We start from the raw sequence: 23207 nt of genomic DNA on the forward strand, positions 1-23207 counted from the left end.
AGCGCTTCCGCCCCTATGGCCAGTCGACGCTGACGCTCGTCCAGATGCGGCAACAACGCCTGGAACTTCGCCGCCAGGACGTTCTCGATCCCCTCTGGTCTCCCCATACCAGAACAACGAGCCCCACAGCTGGAAGCCACGACTTGTTTCCCGGCAAGCCCTTAGAGGCCCTAACAGAAGGCGTTGATGGTGTGACTGTCGGCTTGGCCGCTCGTTGGTCTGTTCGTGGGGAAGAGGAACTCTCGACCGTGGGTCGTTTCGGACGAACTGTGGCTGTTGATCGAGCCGTTGCTGCCGGTCCCGGCCCCGAAGCTGGTGGCGGGGCGTCCGCGGGTGCCTGACCGGCAGGCGCTGTGCGGGATCCTGTTCGTGCTCCATACCGGCATCCAGTGGGAGTACCTGCCCCAGGAGCTTGGCTTCGGATCAGGCATGACGTGCTGGCGGCGCCTGGCCGCGTGGAACGAGGCCGGTGTGTGGGACCGGCTGCATGTCGTTCTGCTGACAAAGCTGCGGGCGGCAAAGCAGCTGGACTGGTCCCGGGCGGTGATCGACTCCTCCCATGTCCGGGCCGCTCGACGGGGCCCAAAAGCGGGCCCAGCCCGGTCGACCGAGCCCGGCCGGGCAGCAAGCACCACGTCCTGGTCGACGGGCAGGGCATCCCACTCGCCGTGTCGCTGACCGGCGGCAACCGCAACGACGTCACGCAGTTGATGCCCCTGCTCGCGAAGATTCCGCCTGTCGCCGGGAGGGTCGGGCGACCGCGAAGGCGACCGGACGCGCTCCTCGGCGACCGAGGCTACGACCACGACAAGTACCGCCGTCAGGTCTGGGCGACGGGCGTCAAACCGGTGATCGCTCGCCGCGGTGTCCCACACGGATCGGGACTGGGTATCCATCGCTGGGTCGTCGAGCGGACCATCGCCTGGCTCCACGGCTTCCGCCGACTCCGTATCCGCTGGGAACGACGCGACGACATCCACGAAGCCTTCCTCGGCCTCGCCACCTGCCTCATCACACACCGACACGTCCAACGCCTTTGTTAGGACCTCTTAGACCGTGTCCTATGTGGTGAGTCGGACCAGTCGTTTGTAGCAGCAGAGGGTGGCGGCGAGGCCGAGGAAGGCCAGGTAGTTGCGGGGGTGGCGTTCGTAGCGGTGGTTGAGTCGGCGGTAGCCGGTCAGCCACGACATGGTGCGTTCGATGACCCATCTGCGGCGTCCGAGCCGTTCGCTGGATTCGATTCCTTTGCGGGCTATGCGGACGCCGATACGTTTGCCGCGGAGCCATCTCCGCAGGTCGGGGATATCGTATGCCTTGTCGGCGTGGAGCTTGCGGGGATTGTAGTGCCAGCCGCGGTGGGGGTCGTGTCTCGTTTGGAGACCGGCCACCATGGGCTTCAGGCCGTGGCTGTCGTGGGTGTTGGCGGCGGAGATGCCGACGACCAGGGGCAGTCCGTTCGCGTCCGACAGGACGTGCATCTTGGAACCCGGTTTACCCCGGTCCACGGGGCTCGGGCCTGTGAGTTCGCCCCTTTTTTGGCCCGTACGTGGGCGGAGTCCAGGACCACGCGGGTCACGTCGAGCAGGCCGCACTCGTCGATGCGGTCGAGCACCGCCTCGTGCAGCCGGCCCCAGACACCGGCCCTGGACCAGATGACGAAACGCCGGTGGGCAGTCGACTTCGAGACCCCGAAACATGGCGGCAGAGCCCGCCAGGCACACCCGCTCACCAGCACATAGACGATCGCCGCGAACAGCGTCTCATCAGGCGTGTCCTGCGTCCCGCCGCCCTGCGGACGCACCCTCGACGGCGGGATCAGCGGCTTCGCGATCTCCCACAGCCCGTCCGGAACAATCCAACTCCACGTATCCCGCCCCATGAACAGCCCAACGAGTGATCACCACTTAGGACACGGTCTTAGCTGCAAGAAGTGGGCCGTCTGCGTGGGGTAACCCCCATCATGGGCCCCCCACCATGGGGGTTACCCGGGCCCGGCATGTGCGTATGTACTGACGTCGCGGCGCCGAGATATACCCAACTCGCAAGTTATCCACCAAGATCCACACGACATGGCGACCTTTGCTGTCATGTCCGAACGCGACTCCACCGATGAAAAGAGACCCTTATGCCGAACCGCCCCGCGTTCGAACTCCGCTGTGGCGGGTTCCATATGACGCTTCAGCGTGTCCCCGGATGGTTGGTGGCAACCCTCACCACGGCCGGAGGCGGCGCCGTGGCCGCATGGCTCACCTCGCGCTGACGTCGCCGTCAGTTCCGGTCAGTTGGGGACAGAGCAAGGGGGCGGGGTCTGCGGTGCATGGGGGAGCCGCCTAATTTCCTGAGGCGTGGATACGATCAGTAAGCTGCCTGACCTGCCGTAAGGGCGGTAGCGACGGTTCGGCTACTTCCGTTCCGCAGGTCGTCGGCTACTTTCGTTCCGCAGGTCAGCGGGGTCCTGATGTCGCTGATCCGAAGGGACTCCCCACGGCAATCCAGGATCCAGGGTCTACCAATGGCATCACGGTAGACGTGCACCCCACCGCCCGCGCTACGTTCCACCACGGCTCGCAGACCGGCTGAGAGCGCGAGGGAGGAGCAGCCCATGGACACCGACCACAGGGCCCCCGCAGTTGACATCCGAGTTGGCGGATTCCATCTGACTGTTCAGCGCGCACCAGTGCGCCTTTTCACGGCGCTGGTCACCCTCGGAGGGTCAGCGCTCACGGCATGGCTGACAACGCGGTGAGAAGTGCCTGCGGGCTCTTGAGTACTCGGCGCGAGGTATCAAACAGCGTCCCCGAACTTCGTTGCCGTCTTGAACCCGTGGCGGTCGACAGTCAGCCCCAACCCGTTCATGAGCCCCCGCATCTCCGCAGATACAGTCAGCCAGTCTTGCTGAACGCGTTGTACATGAGGACGCGCAGCGACGGAGTCCCGGCCGCCGATGCCTGACGTGCGTTGGCGGCCAGCGTCGCCGCGGCGAGCGCGGCGGCCAGAGTCGCGCCGGAGATGCGGCGGATCGCGGGATTCGGCACAGGATCTCCTCGTGCGGGGGAGGGGCGGAAGATGGTGCCGCCCATCAAAGCAGGAGGAGTTACCCATGGGTAGACATTGGATGCCCGCAGACTTGCCACGACCGTACGAATGGGTAAGTTCGGCGCAGTGGGTTCGGCCGGAGCGGGTTCGGCCGAGGTGGGGAGAAGCGTGGAACCAGTGACCGGACGCGACGCACGGGGCACACTGCCCGCAGGGCTGGGTGACGCCCTGCGGTCCACCGCCGAGGACATCGCGGCGGTGGTCCGCGGGTTCGCCGACACCGGCGTTCCGGTGCCCCGGTCGGAGTGGACCGCCGGGGAGGCCGCGGCACATCTGGCGCAGGCCAACGAGCTGATGGCCGACCTCGCGGCCGGGCGGGAACGCCGCTACGGGGACGGGACGCCGCAGAGCCTGGCCGCCGCCAACGAGCGCGCGCTCGCGGAGTTCGACGAGCGGGGTGGCGAGCCGCTGGCGGAGATGATCGTGGCGCATACGGACGCCTACCTCGCCGCCGTCGAGCGGTGCGCGACGGACGGCACCGGGACCGATGACGCGGCCGGAACCGTGGTCACGCCGCTGGGGCCGATGAGCCGGGCGGTGCTCGGCTCGTACCTCCTGACGCACATGCTCGGCCACGGCTACGACCTCGCCCGTGCGCGGAGGCGGCCCCACATGATCGACCGCACCCGCGTCGAACTGTCCCTGCCGTTCCTGATCACGGCGATGCCCCGGGTCACCGATGCCACCACCACCGCGGGGCTCACCGCCTGCTACGCGATCCGTCTGTGGGGCGGCGCCCGATTCGGTGTCACGTTCACCGACGGCGCCGTGACCGTCACTCCCCGACCGCCGGCCCGCCCGGACTGCACCATCCTCATCGAGCCGGTCACCTTCTTCCTGATGGCGCTCGGCCGCGTCGACCCATGGGGTGCCATGGCCCGGGGCCGGGTGTTCGCCCGGGGCCGCAAGCCCTGGCTCGCACCCCGGTTCCCCAGGCTGTTCAAGGCCCCCTGATCCGCCGGACGGGCCCGCCCTACGCCGGGTTCCCGTGGGACTCCATGAGCTCCTGGTGCGCCGCCGTCACGTCCTCGGTGAGCACGGTGACGATCTCCTGCCTGGTGGGCGTCGTCCCGCCCGAGTGTTCGGCGTACAGACGCAGATCCCGTTGCGCGGCGGCCTTCTGGCAGAGCTCACGGGCGAAGCGGGCGTTGCCCAGGGTGTCGGCCATGCCTCCCTCCACGGCCGAGGCGAAGAAGGAGCCGAGTGCGGCCGCCGCCCCCTCGTCGGGTTCGTCGCCCTGACCGGACAGGACGGACCGGGCGATCAGGAGCAGCTCCTGCGCGGAGTAGGAGGGGAAGTCGACACGGGTGTTGAACCGGGACACCAGACCCGGGTTGGCGGCGAGCAGACCGGTCATCTCCTCGCGGTATCCGGCGAGTACGACGACGAGCCGGTCCCGGTCGTCCTCGGCCCGCTTCAGGAGCACCTGGAGCGCCTCGTCGCCGAACGCGTCGCCACCGCTGTACCCGCTGTTGGACAGGGCGTACGCCTCGTCGATGAACAGCACGCCGTTCAGGGCGGAGTCGATGACCTTGCTGGTCTTGATCGCGGTGGAGCCGAGGTGTTGCCCGACGAGATCGACGCGCTGCGCCTCGACGACATGGCCGGACCGCAGCAGCCCCAGCCCGGCGAAGACCTTGCCGATGATGCGGGCGACGGTGGTCTTGCCGGTGCCGGGCGGTCCCGCGAAGACGAAGTGCCGGGGCCGGGCACCACTGGGCAGGCCCTGCTCCTCGCGGAGCGCCGCCATGCGCAGCTGCGCGATCAGCGTGAGCACCTGCCGCTTCACCGGCTCCAGACCGATCATGCCGTCCAGCGCCTGCTGGGCCTCCGCGAGCAGACGCGCCATCTCCTCCCGGGACAGCCCGCCCGTCCCGTCCGTCTCCGCCGACGCGGAGTCCGGCCCGCCGCCCGGAGCGGCCACCGGGACAGCGGGTGCGGCGGGTACGGGGGAGGGCGCGGCCGTGCGGGGCGGCGGGGGCCCCACCGGGGAAGGGGGCGGGGACGAGGGCGCGGGGGACTCCCCGGCCACGGACGAAGCCGTCGGAGCCGTGGAACGCGCCTGCGCCCGTACGTTCACGTCCAAGAGGTTCGGTGCGCACCGGAACGCGTACTGGTACCGCCTCAGCGCCTCCTCCGGCCGGCCCAGCGACTCCAGGGACCGGCCCATGAAGTACTTGACCTCCGCGTCGAAACGGCTCCCCGCCTCCAGCTTCTTCGGCAGCTCCGCCAGCACGTTCAGGGCCTCGTGGCAGACCCCCTGCGCGAACAGCGCCGCCCCCACGTACAGCTGCGCCTCGTCGTGCAGGAACGCGTCACGGATGCCCGGGGCGAAACGGAGCACGAGGGCCCAGTCCTCCTTGAGGAAGGCATATCGCGTACAGACGAACCGGGTCTCGTCGCAGTCCAGTTGGGCCGTGGACAGCCCGGCCCAGGCCTCGTCGAGCTTGCCTTCGTCCAGCAGCGAGGTCATGGCCGCCACCCAGAGGTCACGGGCGTTCTCCAGCCGGAACGTGACGTAGTGGCCGAGCTGGAACCGGGACCGCAGCGGCATCCCGAACTTCGAACGCAACGCGCCGAAGAAGCCGGACGCCCGGACCATGCCGTCCAGCGCCTCCTTCTGACGCTGCCCGGTCGCATGCAGCCCCAGCCATGCGTCCGCGGCCAGGGGATCGTGCGCGGCGGCGAACGAGAACCGCTCGGCGGCGGCCGCCTCGTTGCCCTGGTTCAACAGGACCACTGCCTGCTGCCAAGCCTGCTCGGTCTTCCTGGGCGAACCCCGGCCTGCGGCTGTTCCCTGCACCGTTACTCCCCTCGACGGGCCCCCGGCCCGCGCGCCGACGGCCGACGGGGCTCGCCGTGACGACCTGGAACAACCGCCAGGATATCCAAGATACCCAGCACGACGTGGCGGCCGGTGAACACACTCCGAGCCCGGCCGGGCGCCGACGAAAAGGGTCGCTTTCAGGACAGTTGGATGGTTGGCGCACGCCGGCACCGTCGATCACCCCGCGATGTCCGGGGGAGTGGGCCCGTCTGACGCTAACGTTGCTCCGCACGGTGACAGCGACGGTGCCGGGGAGGGCGCACCGCGCGGAACACCGGGAACGAGGAGTGCGCGACATGCTCGATCCCACTTCGGTGGCGGCGATTTCGGCGGTGCTCGGTGCGGTCGGCTCGGGAATGGCCAACGAGGCCGGCAAATGGGCCTGGGAATCCACCGGTGGTGTCGTGCGGAGAATCGTCGGCCGCGAGGTCCCCGCGCCGGAGGCCCCGGACGAACGGGACGACGTGGCCCGCATGGTCCACGACCGGATCCGCACCGATCCGCAACTCGCCGCCTCCTGGACCTCGTTCGCCACCCGCATGCGCCGCGAGCCCGCCCCGGGCCGGGCCGCGCGGTCGAACCTCCCCGCCTCCATAAGGTTCTTCACGGATCGCAAGGAGGCACTGAAACAACTCCAGCGGGAGGCGTCCCGCCGCCCGGACGGGCGGCCCCGGCTCGCCCTGGTGCACGGTCCGGACGGCATGGGTTCCAGCACCCTCGCCGTGCACTTCGGCGCACAGCCGACCCGCCTCTTCCCGGACGGCCAGATCTACGCCGACCTCGGGGGCCGTGGAGCCGGTGGCGCGCGCGACGTCGGAACCGTACTGCGTGCCCTGCTGCGCCAACTGCGGGTGCCGGACGAGGAGATGCCGACCGGGACCGATGAGCTCGGCGAGTTCTTCCACCACCGCGTGGCGGACCTGAGACTCCTGATCGTGCTCGACCACGCGTACTCCTCCTCGCAGGTGCGGCCGTTCCTCACCTCGGCACCCGGGGTGTTCACGATCCTGGTCGCCCGCGCGCCCTTCACCGGCATCGACGCCGTACGGGTGCCCGTCGGCCCGCTCTCGGACCGGGACGCGGTGCGGCTGCTCACCGACATCACCGACAAGTCCACGGTCGCCGCCGCCCGCGCCACCCTGCCTTCGCTGCTCCAGCGCTGCGGCGGGTCGCCGTACGCCCTGCGCGCGGCGGCGCACCAGCTTTCCGCGCCCACCCTTCCGCCACGTCGCGCCGAGGCGGACAGCGACCCGGTCCGGGGCGCCGCCGAGGACAACTACCGGCTCCTGACGCCGGAATCCGCCCGGCTGTACCGGCTGATGGCGCTGCGCGACTGGCCCGCCTTCGACGCCGCCACGGCCGCCCGGACCACCGGCCAGGACCCCGACCCGACGGCCGGACTCCTGGAGGACCTGGCCGACCGGATGCTGCTGGAACGGGGCTCCGGAGCGGCCGGCAGCGGCCGCTACCACTACCGCCTCGCGGTCCGTGCGCACGCCGAGGCGGCGGCGGTCCGGGACGACGGGATCGCGGCGTGCTCCGCGGCGCTCGCCCGCACCCTGAGCGCCTACGCCGACCTGGCCGAATCGGCCGCGCACCAGGCGCTCCCGGAGAGCTGGCGGGTCCCCGCGCCCGCCGAGGACCGTGCCGGGCGGACGTACGCGGACCGGGGCGCCGCCCTCGACGCGCTGCTCGTGGAATCGGGCAACCTGGTCGAGGCGGTGCGCTGCGCCGAGGAGTCCGGCGACCCGGACACCGCCGTACGCCTGTGCCGTTCCCTGTGGCCGCTCCAGCTCAAGGCCGGCCACCACGAGATGCTGCTGCCGGCCCTCCGTATCGGCACGCGCCTGGTGGACACCCATCGGCCCACGAGTCCCGACGCCGGAGCGCTGCACGCCCAACTCGCCCACTCGCTCACCGAGTCGATGCGCTGGCAGGAGGCGGGGGAGCAGGCTCGGGCGGCGGCTCGGGCGGAGGAGGCGGCGGGCCACAAGCGGGGACATGCCTCGGCCGTCGAGTTCCTGGGGCTGCTGCGACTGCGGCAGTGGCGGTACCAGGAGGCGTACGACTGCTTCGAGGAGGCCGGCGCCGTCCTGAGCACCATGGGCGGGCAGGACGAGGGGACGCGCGACGTGCCGCGCGCCGAGGCCTTGCTGGAGCGCCATCGCGGACGGGCGCTGCGCGGTCTGGGCCGACGCGAGGAGGCCCGGCGGAGGCTGGAGACGGCGCTGTCGTACTTCCGGTCGAGCGGCGACACGTACAACACGGCCCGGACCCTCACGGATCTCGCCGAGACCTGCCTGGACGAGGAGGACACCGGGGCGGCGCTCCCGCTGGTCGAAGTGGCGATCACCACCCTCGACGGTCAGCGTGCGACGTACCACCTGGCGCATCTGCGAACCCTGCGGGAGCGCTGCGTTGCCGCCTGAGCGCGTACCCGGGAATCTCGGGCCGCGGTTCGTCTAGCCGGCCGGGTCAGGTGGCGTGAGAGGAGTGACGCGTACGCGATGGAGCCGGTCGCCCGTCCGCAGGACGAGCCCGTCGGTCATGGCCCGCGCCAGCCTCGCCCGGACGGTGACGGCCTCCGGGCCGTCCGCGGCCAGCCAGGCGTGCAGGGCGGAGGCGTACGCGGCAGGGTCCGCGCCGGACACGTCCTCCGTATCGGCCGTACCGGCGCCGGGCACCGCCACCATCCGCAGCGGCTCCTCGCCGCGTACCCGGACCACGCACTCGGACGGGCCGGTCGCATAGGCCGCCAGGGAGCAGCCCCGGTGGCGGCGGAGCACCTCGGCGGTCCAGAGCGACGGCGAGCCGAAGCGCGGATCGTCGGGTTCGCCGTCCCGGAAGATGACGTCGGCCAGCTCCAGCCGGTCCACCTCGCGGGTGTCCTCGTGCACGGCGACGTGCAGTTCGCCACCGTGATCCGGCCCCGGGCCGGACCGCTGCCCCGCCCACCGGCTGACCGCGACCTCTCCCGGCCCGAGCACCCGGGTCAGGACCCGCAACGGCACGGTGACCGTTCCGGCCTCGTACCGGGGCAGCGGGAGCGGTTCCAGCGAGGCGGGCCGGCCGGGCTCCGGCGTCCCCATCATCGAGTAGAAGAGCCGCCGGAGCCGGACCGCGGATTCGCCCGGCACGGAGGTGGTGAACTCGGCGGGTCCGGGCAACGGCCGGTGAGAGCCGATGACTTCATCGATCTGTGTCGCCAGGGACGCGTCGGGGTCGAGCCTCGGTGCCTCCCGCATGAACGCGGAGATCGGCGCGTCGGGGTCCAGGGCGTGGAGGGGCACGGCGCCCAGGAGCACCGGGGTGCCGAGGGCGGCCGCGTAGAAGGTGACGGATCCGTGGTCACCGATCACGGCGTCGGCCGCCAGCAGGGCCTGCCGCCATCCCGTCAGCGGATCGATCAGCGCCAGCCCGCCGCGCCGCGCGCGATCGAGCCAGGCGCGGATCTGACCGGGGCCGTGCCCGTGCCAGATGTTGGGGTGGAGCACGGCCGCGAACCGGTACTCGTCCACGGGGAACTCGTCGGCGACCCGGTCCAGCAGGGCGGCGACCACATCACCTCCGCACCAGCCGTCCCCCGGGACCTCGGCCCCGTCGCCGAAGAGCGACTCGGAGTTCCAGGTCGAGTTGAGCAGGACGAGCCGCTGACCGGGCCGCACTCCCAACGCGCGGCGGAAGCGTTCGCGGCGGGGCCGTGCGGCGAGCATCCGGTCGAAGCAGGGGTCTCCGGCGAGCACGGCGGTGGGTGCGGCCTCGGGGCAGGCGGTGCGCAAGCGCTCGAACTGCTCGGGGTGGGAGAGCACGAGCGCGTCCGCGACGGGAGTGCCCCGGCTCGACAGCAGCCACGAAGGCGCGAGCCCGAACACGGGCGCAGGCGCCCCCGCCCCCGATCCGGTATCCGGTATCCGGTATCCGGTATCCGGTATCCGGTATTGCCAGCCTCTTAGTATATCCAACGCCGTGCGAAAGGACGGCCAACTTCCCGGTGAATGCCTCCAGTTGGCCGCCGAAGCTGGCGGAGACGACCAGGTCCACCCTGGTCTCGACCGCCTGCTCCCACGGCAGCACCGGCACCCCCGTGTCGGCCAGCAGCTCGGCGGTGCCGGCCGCGAACGCCGAGGAGCCCGTGCAGGTCGCCAGCAACTGGACCCGCAGGTCATCGTGGAACAGGGGCAGTACATCGAGCAGCCGTGTCGCGGCGGTCACGTTGTGCACGACGACGAGCACCCGCAGGCACTCGCCCCGGGTCGTCCACCGCGCGGCGTCGTCCCCCACCGGCACCCGGACCCACCCGGCCCGCCCGTACTCCATCCGCACGCCCCTCATCCGCCCCGGCCCGCCCGCGGGCTCCGTGTCGCCCGTGCGACCGGCCACGCCAGTCAACCAGCACGATCGCCGGTCCGGCCACCGAGGGGGCGTCACACGGCCATGGCGACCGAGGACTTGCCCAGTGCGTCGTCGTGCGGGGCACGGCCGCGCCGCCTGCGGGTGCGGTTGCCGAAGACGACGACGCGCAGCAACACGAACCGGCCGGCCCCCGCCAGAGCGGACGCCGACAGATAGACCGTCTGCGCGAGCAGGGGCGAGGCGGCGGGTCGCACGGCGAACAGGCAGAGCAGCGCCCCCGTCGTGAACGCGTAGCTCACGGCGACCGTCGCCCCGGACTGGAGATGGACCCGCCACCCCCCGCGTTCGCTGCGGAACGAGATCCGTCGGTGCAACTCGGTCGCGACGACCGTGGAGACGACGGTGACCAGCGCGTTCGCGACGGCCATCGGCATACGCGCGCTGAGCGGCACCACCGCCGCGCTCGACGCCAGCCCGACCCCGCCACCGCACACGACGAACCGCGCGAAGGCCGCGAGGATCGGCCGAAGGGCGCGCGTCCGTGGACGCGTTGGGGCGGTCACTGGCGGGCCTCCGGACGTTCTGGGGGGACGGTGGATCGACTCCACCCCAGAACCTACGGATTCGGCGCCGTTCGAGCGACCCGATAAGGCCCGGATCGAGCGGGGAACAACCCGGAACCCACCCCGGGCCGAGCAGGGGAGACACGTTCGGTGACGTATGCGGCCATAACTCGTGCGACGCCCAGGTAGGTTAAGGCCATAGCTTGATCACTTTCGCGTCCGGAGGTCTCCATGAGTGAGCAGCAGCCGTCCGTCACCCCTCCCGCCAAGTCCGTGTCGGACCGGATCGACACCACCAGGCCTCATTCCGCCCGCTTCTGGAACTACTTCGTGGGCGGGAAGGACAACTACGAGGTCGACCGTGAGATCGGTGACCAGATCAAGGCGTTCTTCCCGGGGCTGGTCGACGTGGCGGTGGCGGGGCGGCAGTTCCTGCGGCGTTCGGTGAGCCACCTCGTCCAGGAGCGGGGGGTCCGGCAGTTCCTGGACATCGGGACCGGCCTGCCCACCGCGGACAACACTCACCAGGTGGCCCAGGACATCGCGCCCGAGGCGCGCATCGTGTACGTCGACAACGACCCGCTCGTGCTGACGCACGCCCGTGCGCTGCTGACCAGTTCGCCCGAGGGCGTCACCGACTACATCGACGCCGACCTCTACGACCCGGACAGCATTCTGGCCGAGGCGGCGAAGACGCTCGACTTCGACCGGCCCGTGGCCCTGATGCTGCTCGGCATCCTCGGTCACGCGGACGACTTCGCCAGGGCCCGCGAGGTGGTCGGCCGGCTGATGGCGGGGCTGCCGACAGGCAGCTACCTCGTGATGTACGACGGCACGCGCACCAGCGAGGGCATGATCGCCGCGGAGAAGGCGTACATCGAGAGCGGCGCGGTCCCGTACTACGTGCGCGAGCCGGACGAGATCGTCACGCTCTTCGACGGGCTGCGGATCCTCGACCCCGGCTTCGTACGGCTCAGCGAGTGGCGGCCCGACGCCGACAGCGCGACCGTGCCCGCGGACGTCGACGCCTTCGGGGGGATCGGCGTCAAGGAGTGACGTGACCCGCGGCCCGATGCGGATGGCCGGCCGTCGGATCACGCGTGTCCGCGCGGCCGGCCGGGCGATTGCTGCAGGATGCCGGGGCAGGCAGCTGATCAGTACCAGGGGGTATGCCGGATGACAGGGAACGGATCCGGTGCGGACCGCATCGACACCACCAGGCCGCACCCCGCGCGGGTGTACGACTGGTTTCTCGGCGGGACGGACAACTTTCCCGCCGACGAGGCGCTCGGGAGACGGATCGCCGGGCTCTCACCGGACACGAAGCGCATCGCGCGGCACAACCGGTGGTTCATGCACCGCGCGATGCGCTGGCTCGCGGGCGAGGCGGGGATCCGGCAGTTCCTGGACATCGGTTCCGGCATTCCCACCGAGCCCAATCTGCACCGGATCGTCCAGAGCACGGCTCCCGACGCCCGGGTCGTGTACGTGGACAACGACCCCGTCGTCCTGGCCCATGCCGGGGTGCTGCTGAGCGGGAGCGCCGAAGGAGCGACGGCATACCTCGACGCGGATGCGCGGGAGCCGGAGAGGATCCTCGAACTGGCCGCCGACGTCATCGACTTCGACCGGCCCGTGGCGCTCTCCCTCATCGCTCTCCTGCACTTCATCGACGACGGGGAGGGGAAGCACCCGGGGGCGTACGAGCTGGTGGAGCGGTTGACGGAGCGGCTTCCCGCCGGAAGCTGTCTGGTGCTGTCGCAGCTCACCGGTGACTTCGACCCCGAGAGCGTGGAGAAGGGGGTGGCCTCGTACGCGGCGGGCGGTGTGACGCTCGTGCCGAGGTCGCACCGGGGCGTCAGCCGGTTCTTCGACGGACTGGAGCTGGTCGAACCCGGCCTGGTGCCGGTCGTCGACTGGCGTCCCGAGCTCAGTGTCGGCGAGCTTCCGGTGGAGACGCAGCCGGTGCCGATCTACGGTGCGGTCGCCCGCAAGCCGTAGCGGGACGGACGCGGGGCCGGGGACCGTCCGGAGACGGCCCCCTGCCCCGCGCCGCCGCGTTCGCCGGCTGCTTTTGCGGTTACTTCCTCAGTTCGACCGTGAAGCCGCGCCCGGTCGGGACGGACGGTGTCCTGATCTCCGTGATCCCGGTCGCGGGGTCGGTGAACCAGCCGGATCCGGCCCCGGCGAGTTCCGCCGCCGAGTTCACCCGGTGCAGGCGGCTGCGGCCCATGACGACCTGCGACGGCGCGTGCTCACCGTGCACGGTCAGGTCGTACGAGCGGGTGGCCACCTTGCCCTCGTAACTGCCCACGCTCGCACCGATCCTGATGGTGGTGCCGCCCTCCTCGCCCCGGTCGGGTGCCTCGACCCGCACGTGCTGGGTGGCCGAGGCGCCCTGCGCGAACTGCCTCGTCACGCCGTCGTCCTCGTAGAGCGTGTACTGCGAGGTGCCCTGCGGGTGGATGTCGTAGCCGAGCCGGGTCCGGTCCCGGGACTCCCAGGACATGGTGCCCTCGGGCCACATCGGCACGATCGATCCGCCCCTGACGAAGAGCGGCAGGGTGTCGAGCGGCGCCTCGTAGCCGTCGATCGTGGTCGGGCCCTGGTACGTCCGGCCCGTCCAGTAGTCGGTCCAGGTGCCCTTCGGCAGGTAGATGCCGTCACGGACGTCCGTGTCGCTGTACACCGGAGCCACCAGGAAATCGGGGCCGGCCAGGAACTCGTACTTGGCGTCCGGGCCGAGCGCCGCCGGGTCGTCGGGGTACTCCAGCGCGAGCGGCCGGACCGCGCCGACACCGGTCTTCGTGGCCTCCTTCGACAGGGTGTACATGTACGGCAGCAGCCGCTCCTTCAGCATCAGGTACTTGCGGTTGATGGAGGTGTACGGCTCCCCGTCCAGCCACGGCTGCTGGTCGTGCGGCTTCTTGGTGGTGATGTCACTGGCCCAGCCGTCCATGGTCATGATGGCCGGGAGGAACGCCTTCCACTGGAGGTCGCGGGTGTACATCTCGGGGTCGTGACGGTAGATGCTGCCGACGTCACCCGTGTTGTACGCGATGCCGGACATGGTCGCTCCGGCGTACGTCGGGATCTGCCAGCGGATGAAGTCCCAGGACAGGCTCTGGTCCCCGCTCCACAGCACACCGCAGCGCTGCGCACCGGCCCAGGACACGGGCAGCCAGACGAAGCCGCGGGCATCGCTGTTGTTCTCGATGCCGGCCTTGGCCTGGTCGCAGGCGTCCAGCGCGAAGCCGTAGCCGCCGCCGACCCAGGCGACGTCCAGCTTGCGGACGCGTACCCCGGCCTTGGCCTCCGCGGCCTCGTCGGGCAGACCGTTCTGGGTCCAGAGCCCGAGCTGGGCGTGGTTCTTGTTGAGCCCCGCACCCGTCTGGGACAGGTTCTCGTAACCGCATCCGTAGCCGTCGTTGACGAGCATCCAGCCGAGTGGCATCCCGTTGCTCACATAGCTGTCCGAGACCTTCAGCGCGTCCAGGGTGTGGCGCTCGCCCCGGTTGGCGTTGTGGAGGTAGCAGTCGGCGGAGCCGGGCTCCAGCCCGTACGCCGGGGGCATGAACGGCTTGCCCACCAGGGAGGTGTACTTGCCGATGACCGACTTGGTGTCACCGGTGAAGTAGTAGGCGTCCAGGCGCCGTTCCTGCTGGCCGGTCCGCACCGGGGAGCCGAAGTCGTAGATACCGGGCGTCATGGTGTTGCGGAACACGCCGTAGCCGGCCGTGGAGACGTAGAACGGCTGGGAGTTGTTGTAACCCCCCTCGTTCCAGTCGGTGTTGTTGCCGACGTTCATGAGCCGGCCGCGGTGGGAGAAGCTGCCGTTCTGCTCACCGCCGCCGAAGAACTGCTCGTCGGCGCCGCGCTTCAGGCTCTGCCGCATGCCGCCGCCGGTCCAGCGCAGCGGATCGGCCTCCTGCCAGATGGCCGTGCGGTTGTCGGCCTTGTAGAGGCCGAGGCGCAGCGGCTTCTTGTAGACGCGCAGCACGACGCCCTTGGAGCGGATGCCGTAATAGGTGCCCGCGTCGAAGGAGGTGGTGTGCGGTTGCGCGGTGGGCTGCTGCCGGATCATGTGGCTGTCCTTCGGGTCGGCGAGCACGCCGTCCGGGGATGCCTGGAGCCGCAGCGTGTCGTCGGTGAAGAACTCGGCGCGGGCCTTGAGCGCACCCGCCTCGATCTCGTACCTGCCGTGCGAGCCGGTGAGGCCGGTGAGGTTCCCGGCGTCGGTGGCCTCGGGCAGATACGCCTTTCCGCTGAAGGAATTGTTGTGCACGTCGTAGGGGACGACCACCACGTGGTACGTCCCCGAAGCCTTCGGGACGACCGCGGACTCCGGGTCGGCGGTGCCGGCGCTGGAGGCCACCTGCTTGCCGGCCGAGTCGTAGATGTACATGTCGAAGTCGTCCGTGGGTGTCTCCCACCGGATGGAGACGGGGACGCCGCCCTCGGGGTTGTCGTCCCACTGGCCCTCGGGCGGGTCGACGGTCAGGTCGAACCGGGCGCAGACCGCGTTCTCGGGATCCTCGGCTGCCGTACCGCACTTGCTGGGCGAGTCGACGGTTCCCTCGGCGTACACCGGGCTCTGCCACGTGACGGTCTTCGTGGCGCCGTCCAGGGTGCCCGAGGGCGTGGCCGCGGCATGGGCCCGCGGGGCGGGGGCGGTCAGGGCGGTGAGTGCGAGGACGATCACGGACAGCGTGCCGACGGCCGCTTGGCCGGGACGGTTCTTGAGTATCCGCAAGGAGTGTTCTCCGTTCGTACCGAACAGTGAAAGAGGTGACATTTGCGCAGTCGTGATTGGAACTCTGGAGATTCGAGCATCAGAATTCACCGCACGACGGGTGCATGTCAACGCGTCGGACCGTCGCCCGCACGGGCCACGGTCCGTGGTCGCAGCTCACCTCGGCGCGCCCTCCGGCCCGGCGCGCCCTTCACTCCGGCGCGCCCCGCCCCGGCGCGCCGCTCACCCCGCCCTGCCCGTCACCCCAGCGCGTCCGCCAGGGCGCTGTCGGCCGCCGCGCGCGAGTGCTGCCACAGGGTGGTCACCGGCACCCACACATGGACGCCCTCCGGCATGCCGACGGTGGCCGCAGCGAAGGTGACGCCCAGGTGGGAGGGGTCCGCCGCCACGGAGAGGCTGCCGACGACGTGCCCCTCGGCGGCCGCCGGGTCGGCGGTCCGTACGGCGGCGTACGCCCGCTCGCCCGGGGACAGCTCGTACGGGCCGCTCCCGGTGGGCGGGACGACTTCGGCGGAGCCGTCGAGGCCCCGGAACGTGATCGTGGGGACACGGTCCACCGCGCAGGCCCGGCCGCCGTTGTTGACGACGCTGATCAGGGCCGTGTTCCGCTGTCCTCCGGGTGTGGCGTGCACCGCGAGGGCCTTCTCCTGGCAGGTCGCCGGGCGGCTCGCGGTGCCGGTCGTCGCCGACGCCGTGGTCCCGGTGAGTGGCAGGGTGGCCGCGACGGCGAGTGCGGCGGTGAGGGCGGGGCGCAGACGCATGGTGCTTCTCCCGTTGGATCGACAGCCTGCGGGTACGGGGCCGGGCGGCCCGCCGGCCGGTGCGGCCGACATGGACAGTGTGAACCGTATGCCCTGATCTTCGCGACACATCGGACATATCGGTTCGGTATATCCGATGCGGGGGGGCGGGCCCGGGGAAACAGGTGCGGCCGCCGGGGCCCGCCCCGTGCGCCGTCAGCGGGCCCGGACCGTCGCCATCACTTCCCGGTCCGGCTGCAGCGTGAGCGAGGGGACCGGCTCGATGACGCCCGGGTCCACATCCAGCTCGAAACGGCGGGCCAGCACGGCCAGAATCAGCACGGACTCGACCATCGCGAACCGGGCGCCCAGGCAGACCCGCGGGCCGCCGCCGAACGGGAACCAGGCGTACTCCGCGATGTCGTCGCCCTCCTCGGGGTCCCAGCGCTCGGGGCGGAACTCCTCCGGTTCGGGGAACCACCGCGCGTCGCGCTGGGTCGCCCACTGGCTGGTCCACACCCGGGTGCCCTCCGGCATCGGCACACCGCCGATCTGCGCACCGGCCTTCGCGACACCGGTGACCAGCCAGATCGTCGGGTAGAGGCGCAGCGTCTCCTTGACCACGGACTGGGTGTACGTCAGCCGCGCGTAGTCGTCGAACTCCGGCTCCCGGTCGCCGAGCACCCGGTCCAGCTCCTCGGCGAGCGCGGCACGCACCCGCGGATTGCGGGCCAGCAGGTACCAGGCCCACACCAGGGTGGAACTGGTCGTCTCGTGCCCGCCGATGTACAGCGTGACCGTCTCGTCCCGGATCTCCTGGTCGGTGAGGCGCTCCCCCGACTCGTCGACCGCCGTCAGCAGCCGGCTCAGCAGATCGGGGCGTTCGTCCCCGCCGTCGCGATGGCGGGCGACGACCCGGCCCACCTCGGCGTCGATGACCGCCGCGGCCTTCTTGATCCTGGCCCTGCCGGGAGTCGGCACCCAGTCCGGCAGCAATGCGCCGATACCGGCGAACTCCTTGCCGATCTCCTGCTGCGCCACATCCATCGCCCGGCCCATCGCCTCGGCGTCGGCGGCCGTGTCGACCCCGAAGATCGTGCGCACGGCGATCCGCTGGGTCAGCGCCGCCATCTCCCGCTTGATGTCGACGCGTTCACCGCCCGACCAGGTGTCCGCCAACTCCACCGTGCTGCTCGCCATCGTCGCCGCGTACGATCGCACCTGCTTGGGCCGTACGGAGGGCTGCACCAGCGACCGCTTCCGCCGCCAGTCCGTGCCGCGGGCGACCACCACGCCGTTGCCCATCACGGTCCGGAAGGCGATTCCCAGGGCCGGCTGGTCGAAGGAGCGTTCCGTCTCGGTGAGCAGCTCGCCTATGCATTCCGGATCGGCTATGTACACACAGGAGTTGGGGCCGAATCGCCAGCCCACCATGTCGCCGTGGGAGCGCAGCCGCTCGAAGAAGGCGAGGGGGTTCTTTCCGAACTGCGGCAGATTCCCGATGAACGGCAGCCCCTTCGGGCCCGGCACGATCCGGTGGCTCCGCGGCTCGGCGTCGATGGCCGGGCCGGTCTCCGTGGACATGAATGTCTCCGCTCCCTTGTGGCGCACCCGATTCGGTGCGCGGCGACCTGACTTCAGCGGTACCGCACGCCCCGAGAACTGTCACCGGCCTTGTGCGGTACGTGAGTTGTCGAGGGTAGTCGCTGTCCGCCACCGCCGTCCGGGCCCGGGAGCGGGGCCCGGACGGCGGTGTGCCGGGCCCCTTGTCCGGAGCCCGGCCGCGCGGTGTGCGGGTCAGACGCCCGGCGGGACCCGGGACGGGCTGCCGCTGCCGCGCGTGAGGCGGTATCCGAACACGGCCGCGAGCGCTCCGAGCACTCCGCCGCCCACCGTCCACAGCCAGCGGTCGGTCCACCAGCCCGACGCCCAGCCGTCCTCCGGTTCACTGGCGAGCGGGACTCCGGACGAGCCGTCGTCGCCGTCGGCCGAGTCGTCCGAGGCCTGCGCGACGGAGGACACACCGGGGACCAGCGGCTCGGCGAGCGTGCCGTCCACATCGCCCGCGCCGCCCTTGTCGGCGGCCGTGACCTCGATCTCGGTCTTCACCGGCAGGCCCAGGTCCGCCGACGGCAGATCGACGACCGTGAGGCGTACGTAGTAGCTGCCCGGCAGCGGGTCGTCGGCCCACGGCTCGGACCAGGCGCGGACGGTCCGCAGCACGCAGGTCAGCTCGACCGCCGCCGCGTCGGCCGCGGCCTTGCCGGTCTGGCGGCCGTACATGCAGGCCTGGCGGCGCCGCAGTCCGTCGTACACGTCGACCTGCCAGGTCGACGCGCCGTGCCGGGTGGCGCTCTCGGGCAGTGTGATCTTCGCCTTGACGGTGGCCCGCTGGCCCGCGTCGGCGGGGAACACCCAGTACAGGTAGTCACCCGTGGACGCCCCGGCGGTGGCGAGCTGGTCCGGCTTGATCGCCGTCGCCGTACGGAAGGTGGTGCCGGCCTCGGTGGGGCCGGAGCCGTCCTCCGAGGCGCTCGGGCTCGCCGACGGGTCGTCGGCCACCGCGGCGCCCGCCGACGTCAGCAGGGCGAGCCCGGCGAGCAGCGCGCCCGCCAGTACACGTGTCCTACGCATCATCAGTTGGTCCTCCAGACAGCGACGCGCCAGCGCGAGATCCAGCCGAAGACCAGGCCCACGACCAGCCCGGTGAGCACCAGGACGCCCAGCAGCCACCAGCCGCGGCCGAGCCCGAACGCGGCGGCGTCGGCTGCGTCGTCCGGGGCGTCCACCAGGTCCACGGTCAGTTCGACCGGCATACCGGGCGAGGTCTTCACCGAGGCGGGCGCCGAGAAGGAGTTGCTGAGCTGGAGGCACACGGTCTCGGCGGCCGGCTTGTCGCTGTCCGAGCCGTCCACCTCGGGCTTCGGGTAGCGCAGGCCGGAGGAGATCGCGTCCGTACGGCCGGTGCCCGACTCCGAGCCCCGTACGATCTCCCGGCCGTGCACGGTCAGTGCGCGCATCAGCACGCCGTAGTCGTCGTTCACGGCGCGGTCGGCGAAGACGCTGACCGAGGCGCGCAGTTCCTGGCCGGGCAGCACGTCGACCCGGTACCAGCGGTGCTGGCCGAACTTCTGGCGGTCGGTGTAGAGGCCGGCCTTGAGCTGCGGTGCCGAGGAGCAGCTGTCCGCACCCTCGGTCGCCACCGGGGTGACGACGGGCTCGGCGGCCCGGTCGACCAACTGCTTGACGCGGCCGGAGAGTTCATCGGTGTGCTGGACCGCGGTGTACGTTCCGCCGGTGGCCTCGGCGATGCAGGTCAGCTGTTCGCGGATCTTCGCGTTGGGCACCAGGCCCAGGGTGTCGATGACGAGGTGGATGCCGCGGGCCGCGATGTCGCGTGCGACCTCGCACGGGTCGAGCGGGCCGCAGGTGTCCTCGCCGTCACTGATCAGTACGATCCGGCGGGTGGAGTCGCCGCCTTCGAGGTCGTCGGCGGCGCCCAGCAGGGCCGGGCCGATCGGGGTCCAGCCGGTGGGGGCCAGGGTGGCGACCGCGGTCTTCGCCTCGGTGCGGTCCAGCGGGCCGACCGGGTAGAGCTGCTTGGTGTCCTTGCAGCCGACCTTGCGGTCGTCGCCCGGGTAGTCGGCGCCGAGCGTCCGGATGCCGAGCTGCACCTCCTCGGGCACCGCGTCCAGCACCTCGTTGAACGCCTGCTTGGCGGCTGTCATCCGGGACTGGCCGTCGATGTCACGGGTCCGCATGGAGCCGCTGACGTCGAGCACCAGCTCGACCTTGGGGGAGGCTTTGGCGGGGGCTTCGCCGGCGGCGGCGGGGAGTGCCGTGCCGAGCCCGGCGGTCAGGGTGGCGAGCAGGATGCCCACCCCGGCCGTCAGCCTTCTTCTTATGATCATCGCCGGATACTAGTGAAGATCGCCGTGCTTGCCCAAACCGGTCCCCGGACCGCTGGGGAACCGTCAGAAACCGCCGAGCAACGGCCCCGAGGCGCGCTCCAGTACCGATCCGACCCGCTCCCAGGTGGCCGAGTCCCGCTGGACGGGCGGCAGTCGGACGTCCTCGCCGGTGCCCCAGCCGGCGGCGATCGCGACCGGGTCGGCGCCGGTGGCAGCGGCGGCGGCCAGTGCGGCGGCGCCCAGGGCCACCGGTTCGCCGCTCCCGGGCACGATCACGGGACGCCCGGAGAGCCGCCGCACCATCTCCACCCAGGCGCGCCCCCGGGCGCCGCCGCCGATCAGCCGCAGTGGGCGGGCGGCCACCTGGGGATCGGCCGGGTCGAGCCCGCAGGCCCGCAGCAGCTTGTCCAGGGCGCGCAGCACGGTGACCACGGCACCCTCGTAGGCGGCGCCGAGGAGCTGACGGGGCGTCGTGTCGTGCCGGAGCCCGGTGAGCAGGCCGGCGGCGGTGGGCAGATCGGGGGTGCGTTCGCCGTCCAGGTAGGGGAGGAGCACTGCCTCGCCGCCGGGTGAGGTGTCCTCGCGGTCCAGGCCGAGCAGTGCGGCGACCTTGTCCACGGCGAGCGTGCAGTTGAGGGTGCAGGCCAGCGGGAGGTACGTGCCGTCCGTCGCGGCGAAGCCGGAGAGCGCCGGGGACGCGGGCCGGGTCCGGGACGCCGCGAAGACCGTGCCCGAGGTGCCGAGGCTGAGGACGGGGTGGTCGAGGAGCCCGGCGGCGCCCAGCCCGAGACCGACGGCGGCGCTCATGTTGTCCCCGGTGCCCGCGGCGACGGCGGTCGTGGTGGGCAGGCCGAGGGCCTCGGCCGCCTCGGCGGTCAGCGAACCGACGCGGGTCGCGCCGGTCGGTGCCACCTCGGGGAGCAACGCGGCTTCCAGGCCGAGGAGTTCGAGGAGCACGGGGTCGTAGGCACCGGTCGCGGTGGAGTACCAGCCGGTGCCCGAGGCGTCGCCGGGGTCGGTGGCGGCGGTGCCCGCGAGCCGCTCGGTCAGGAAGTCGTGGGGCAGGCGGACGGCCGCGGTCGCGGCGGCGGTGTCCGGCTCGTTCTCCCGCAGCCACCGCCACTTCGACGCGGTGATGGCGGCCACCGGCACCGATCCGGTCCGCGCGGTCCAGGCGCCGGGGCCGCCGAGCGCCCCGGTGAGCGCGGCGGCCTGGGGGGCGGAGCGGGTGTCGTTCCACAGCATCGCGGGGCGCAGCGGACGGCCCGAACCGTCGAGGACGACCAGTCCGTGCTGCTGTCCGGCGACCGCGATGCCGGTCACCGCCGACGCGGCGGCTCCGGACTCCTTCAGCCCGGCGGCGACGGCGTCGCGCAGCGCCCGCCACCACACCTCCGGGTCGCTCTCCCGGGCCCCCGCCGCACCGTGGACGGCATGCGGCGCGCGGCCGACGGCGAGCAGTCGGCCGCTCACGGCATCGACGAAGGCCGCCTTGGTCGACTGGGTGGAACTGTCCACGCCGATGACGACGGTACGCGGCGGCATGGCGCCCTCATTCCTGTGCTGCGGGCCCGCGCGGCGTACCGCGTGGATTTTGGACATGTCAGAAACAAAATACGCGACCGGGTCCCCGTCGAACAGTGGCTGTGCGGGGGTTACGCGCCGAGGACGGCCCGTGCATCATTAGTCATGACAGTGAACAAATAAGGTCCGGGCGGCTCGGCCGGCCCCGGGTCCGACGGCACCGAAGGCGGTCACACGATGACGGAACGCTTCACGCCCACCCCCGATGACAGGTTCACCTTCGGACTCTGGACGGTGGGCTGGCAGGGACGCGACCCGTTCGGCGACGCGACCCGCGCGGCGATCGACCCGGCCGACTCCGTGCGGCGGCTCGCGGAGCTGGGTGCGTACGGTGTGACGTTCCACGACGACGACCTCATCCCGTTCGGCTCGACGGACACCGAGCGCGAAGGGATCGTGAAGCGGTTCCGGCAGGCGCTGGACGCGGCCGGGCTGGTCGTCCCCATGGCGACGACGAACCTCTTCACCCACCCGGTGTTCAAGGACGGCGCGTTCACCGCCAACGACCGCGACGTACGCCGCTACGCCCTGCGCAAGACGCTGCGCAACATCGACCTCGCCGTCGAGCTCGGCGCCACCACCTATGTCGCCTGGGGCGGCCGAGAGGGCTCTGAGTCCGGCGCCGCCAAGGACGTCCGGACCGCCCTCGACCGGATGAAGGAGGCCTTCGACCTGCTCGGCGACTACGTCACCGGGCAGGGCTACGACCTGAGGTTCGCCATCGAGCCCAAGCCGAACGAGCCGCGCGGCGACATCCTGCTCCCCACCATCGGTCACGCCCTCGCCTTCATCGAGCGCCTGGAGCGGCCGGAGCTGGTCGGCGTCAACCCGGAGACCGGGCACGAGCAGATGGCCGGGCTGAACTTCCCGCACGGCATCGCGCAGGCCCTGTGGGCGGGCAAGCTCTTCCACATCGATCTGAACGGTCAGTCGGGCATCAAGTACGACCAGGACCTGCGCTTCGGCGCGGGCGATCTGCGCCAGGCGTTCTGGCTCGTCGACCTGCTGGAGACGGCCGGTTACGCGGGCCCGAGGCACTTCGACTTCAAGCCGCCGCGGACCGAGGACCACGACGGGGTCTGGGCCTCGGCCGCGGGCTGCATGCGCAACTACCTGATCCTCAAGGAGCGCGCCGCCGCGTTCCGCGCCGATCCCGCCGTCCAGGAAGCGCTGCGCGCCTCCCGCCTCGACGAACTGGCCCGCCGCACCGCCGAGGACGGTCTCGCCGGGCTGCTGGCCGACCGGTCGGCGTACGAGGAGTTCGACGTGACGGCGGCGGCGGAACGCGGGATGGCGTTCGAGGCCCTGGACCAGCTGGCGATGGACCACCTGCTCGGCGTCCGCTGAATCCCGGGCGCGCCGGTGAACCCGGGCCGCCCG

17 protein-coding genes are annotated in these 23207 nt (G+C 71.4%); 6 read left to right on the forward strand and 11 right to left on the reverse strand.

Going from position 1 to position 23207, the window contains the following annotated elements:
* Positions 1–225 precede the first annotated feature (225 nt).
* A protein-coding gene (locus ACFYY1_RS32170; protein WP_388591830.1) for an IS5 family transposase occupies positions 226–1043 on the forward strand; the annotation gives its coding sequence in 2 pieces (ribosomal slippage) (positions 226–571 and positions 571–1043; 819 coding nt in all).
* Positions 1044–1061: 18 nt separating this feature from the next.
* Here ACFYY1_RS32170 and ACFYY1_RS32175 read toward each other — a convergent pair.
* Both ACFYY1_RS32175 and ACFYY1_RS32180 read right to left on the reverse strand, forming a co-directional pair.
* Positions 1062–1879, reverse strand: a protein-coding gene (locus ACFYY1_RS32175) for an IS5 family transposase (RefSeq protein ID WP_388591832.1) whose coding sequence is annotated in 2 segments (ribosomal slippage) — positions 1062–1531 and positions 1531–1879 — 819 coding nt in all. Because the reading frame shifts where the segments join, the coding sequence is not laid out codon by codon here.
* 1003 nt (positions 1880–2882) lie between these two features.
* A complete protein-coding gene (locus tag ACFYY1_RS32180) occupies positions 2883–3035 on the reverse strand; it encodes a hypothetical protein (protein ID WP_388591834.1) in 153 nt (50 codons plus the stop codon).
* A gap of 178 nt (positions 3036–3213) precedes the next feature.
* Between ACFYY1_RS32180 and ACFYY1_RS32185 the strand changes: the two genes are divergently transcribed.
* Positions 3214–4050 (forward strand): maleylpyruvate isomerase family mycothiol-dependent enzyme, encoded by an 837-nt coding sequence (locus ACFYY1_RS32185; protein WP_388592064.1) that lies wholly within the window; start codon positions 3214–3216, stop codon positions 4048–4050.
* Positions 4051–4069: 19 nt separating this feature from the next.
* Here ACFYY1_RS32185 and ACFYY1_RS32190 read toward each other — a convergent pair whose 3' ends face one another.
* Positions 4070–5899 (reverse strand): AAA family ATPase, encoded by a 1830-nt coding sequence (locus tag ACFYY1_RS32190; protein ID WP_388591836.1) that lies wholly within the window; start codon positions 5897–5899, stop codon positions 4070–4072.
* Positions 5900–6219: 320 nt separating this feature from the next.
* On the opposite strand from ACFYY1_RS32190, the gene ACFYY1_RS32195 reads away from it, so the two are divergent.
* Positions 6220–8352 carry a tetratricopeptide repeat protein gene (locus tag ACFYY1_RS32195; protein ID WP_388591838.1) on the forward strand — a complete coding sequence of 711 codons (2133 nt, stop codon included), beginning with the start codon at positions 6220–6222 and terminating at the stop codon, positions 8350–8352.
* Between the two features lie 33 nt (positions 8353–8385).
* On the opposite strand, the gene ACFYY1_RS32200 is transcribed toward ACFYY1_RS32195, so the two are convergent.
* Together ACFYY1_RS32200 and ACFYY1_RS32205 are read right to left on the reverse strand one after the other, a co-directional pair.
* Complete coding sequence (locus ACFYY1_RS32200) at positions 8386–9795, reverse strand: hypothetical protein (RefSeq protein WP_388591840.1); 1410 nt, start codon at positions 9793–9795, stop codon at positions 8386–8388.
* Positions 9796–10347: 552 nt separating this feature from the next.
* Entirely contained in the window at positions 10348–10839 is a 492-nt protein-coding gene (locus ACFYY1_RS32205) for a GtrA family protein (protein ID WP_388591842.1), read from the reverse strand.
* Positions 10840–11070: 231 nt separating this feature from the next.
* Between ACFYY1_RS32205 and ACFYY1_RS32210 the strand changes: the two genes are divergently transcribed.
* Both ACFYY1_RS32210 and ACFYY1_RS32215 read left to right on the forward strand, forming a co-directional pair.
* Entirely contained in the window at positions 11071–11895 is an 825-nt protein-coding gene (locus tag ACFYY1_RS32210) for an SAM-dependent methyltransferase (protein ID WP_388591844.1), read from the forward strand.
* A 120-nt stretch (positions 11896–12015) separates the two neighbouring features.
* Positions 12016–12840 carry an SAM-dependent methyltransferase gene (locus ACFYY1_RS32215; RefSeq protein WP_388591846.1) on the forward strand — a complete coding sequence of 275 codons (825 nt, stop codon included), beginning with the start codon at positions 12016–12018 and terminating at the stop codon, positions 12838–12840.
* A gap of 79 nt (positions 12841–12919) precedes the next feature.
* Here ACFYY1_RS32215 and ACFYY1_RS32220 read toward each other — a convergent pair whose 3' ends face one another.
* The 6 genes from ACFYY1_RS32220 to xylB form a co-directional block, all read right to left on the reverse strand.
* Positions 12920–15592 carry a TIM-barrel domain-containing protein gene (locus ACFYY1_RS32220; protein WP_388591848.1) on the reverse strand — a complete coding sequence of 891 codons (2673 nt, stop codon included), beginning with the start codon at positions 15590–15592 and terminating at the stop codon, positions 12920–12922.
* 239 nt (positions 15593–15831) lie between these two features.
* Positions 15832–16353, reverse strand: coding sequence for a DUF4232 domain-containing protein (locus tag ACFYY1_RS32225; RefSeq protein WP_388591850.1), 522 nt, complete (start codon positions 16351–16353; stop codon positions 15832–15834).
* A gap of 195 nt (positions 16354–16548) precedes the next feature.
* The gene (locus ACFYY1_RS32230; RefSeq protein WP_388591852.1) at positions 16549–17916 is read right to left on the reverse strand and encodes a cytochrome P450; all 1368 of its coding nucleotides are present in this window, start codon (positions 17914–17916) and stop codon (positions 16549–16551) included.
* A 213-nt stretch (positions 17917–18129) separates the two neighbouring features.
* Positions 18130–18969 (reverse strand): hypothetical protein, encoded by an 840-nt coding sequence (locus ACFYY1_RS32235; protein WP_388591854.1) that lies wholly within the window; start codon positions 18967–18969, stop codon positions 18130–18132.
* On the reverse strand, positions 18969–20243 hold the full coding sequence (locus ACFYY1_RS32240; RefSeq protein WP_388591856.1) for a VWA domain-containing protein: 1275 nt from the start codon (positions 20241–20243) through the stop codon (positions 18969–18971). The genes ACFYY1_RS32235 and ACFYY1_RS32240 overlap by 1 nt, the downstream gene beginning before the upstream one ends.
* 63 nt (positions 20244–20306) lie before the next feature.
* Positions 20307–21788, reverse strand: a complete 1482-nt coding sequence (gene xylB / locus ACFYY1_RS32245; protein ID WP_388591858.1) for a xylulokinase — start codon at positions 21786–21788, stop codon at positions 20307–20309.
* 216 nt (positions 21789–22004) lie between these two features.
* Between xylB and xylA the strand changes: the two genes are divergently transcribed.
* Entirely contained in the window at positions 22005–23174 is a 1170-nt protein-coding gene (gene xylA / locus ACFYY1_RS32250; protein ID WP_388591860.1) for a xylose isomerase, read from the forward strand.
* Positions 23175–23207: the final 33 nt, after the last annotated feature.

The organism is Streptomyces sp. NPDC001890, assembly GCF_042891445.1.
GTDB lineage: Bacteria > Actinomycetota > Actinomycetes > Streptomycetales > Streptomycetaceae > Streptomyces.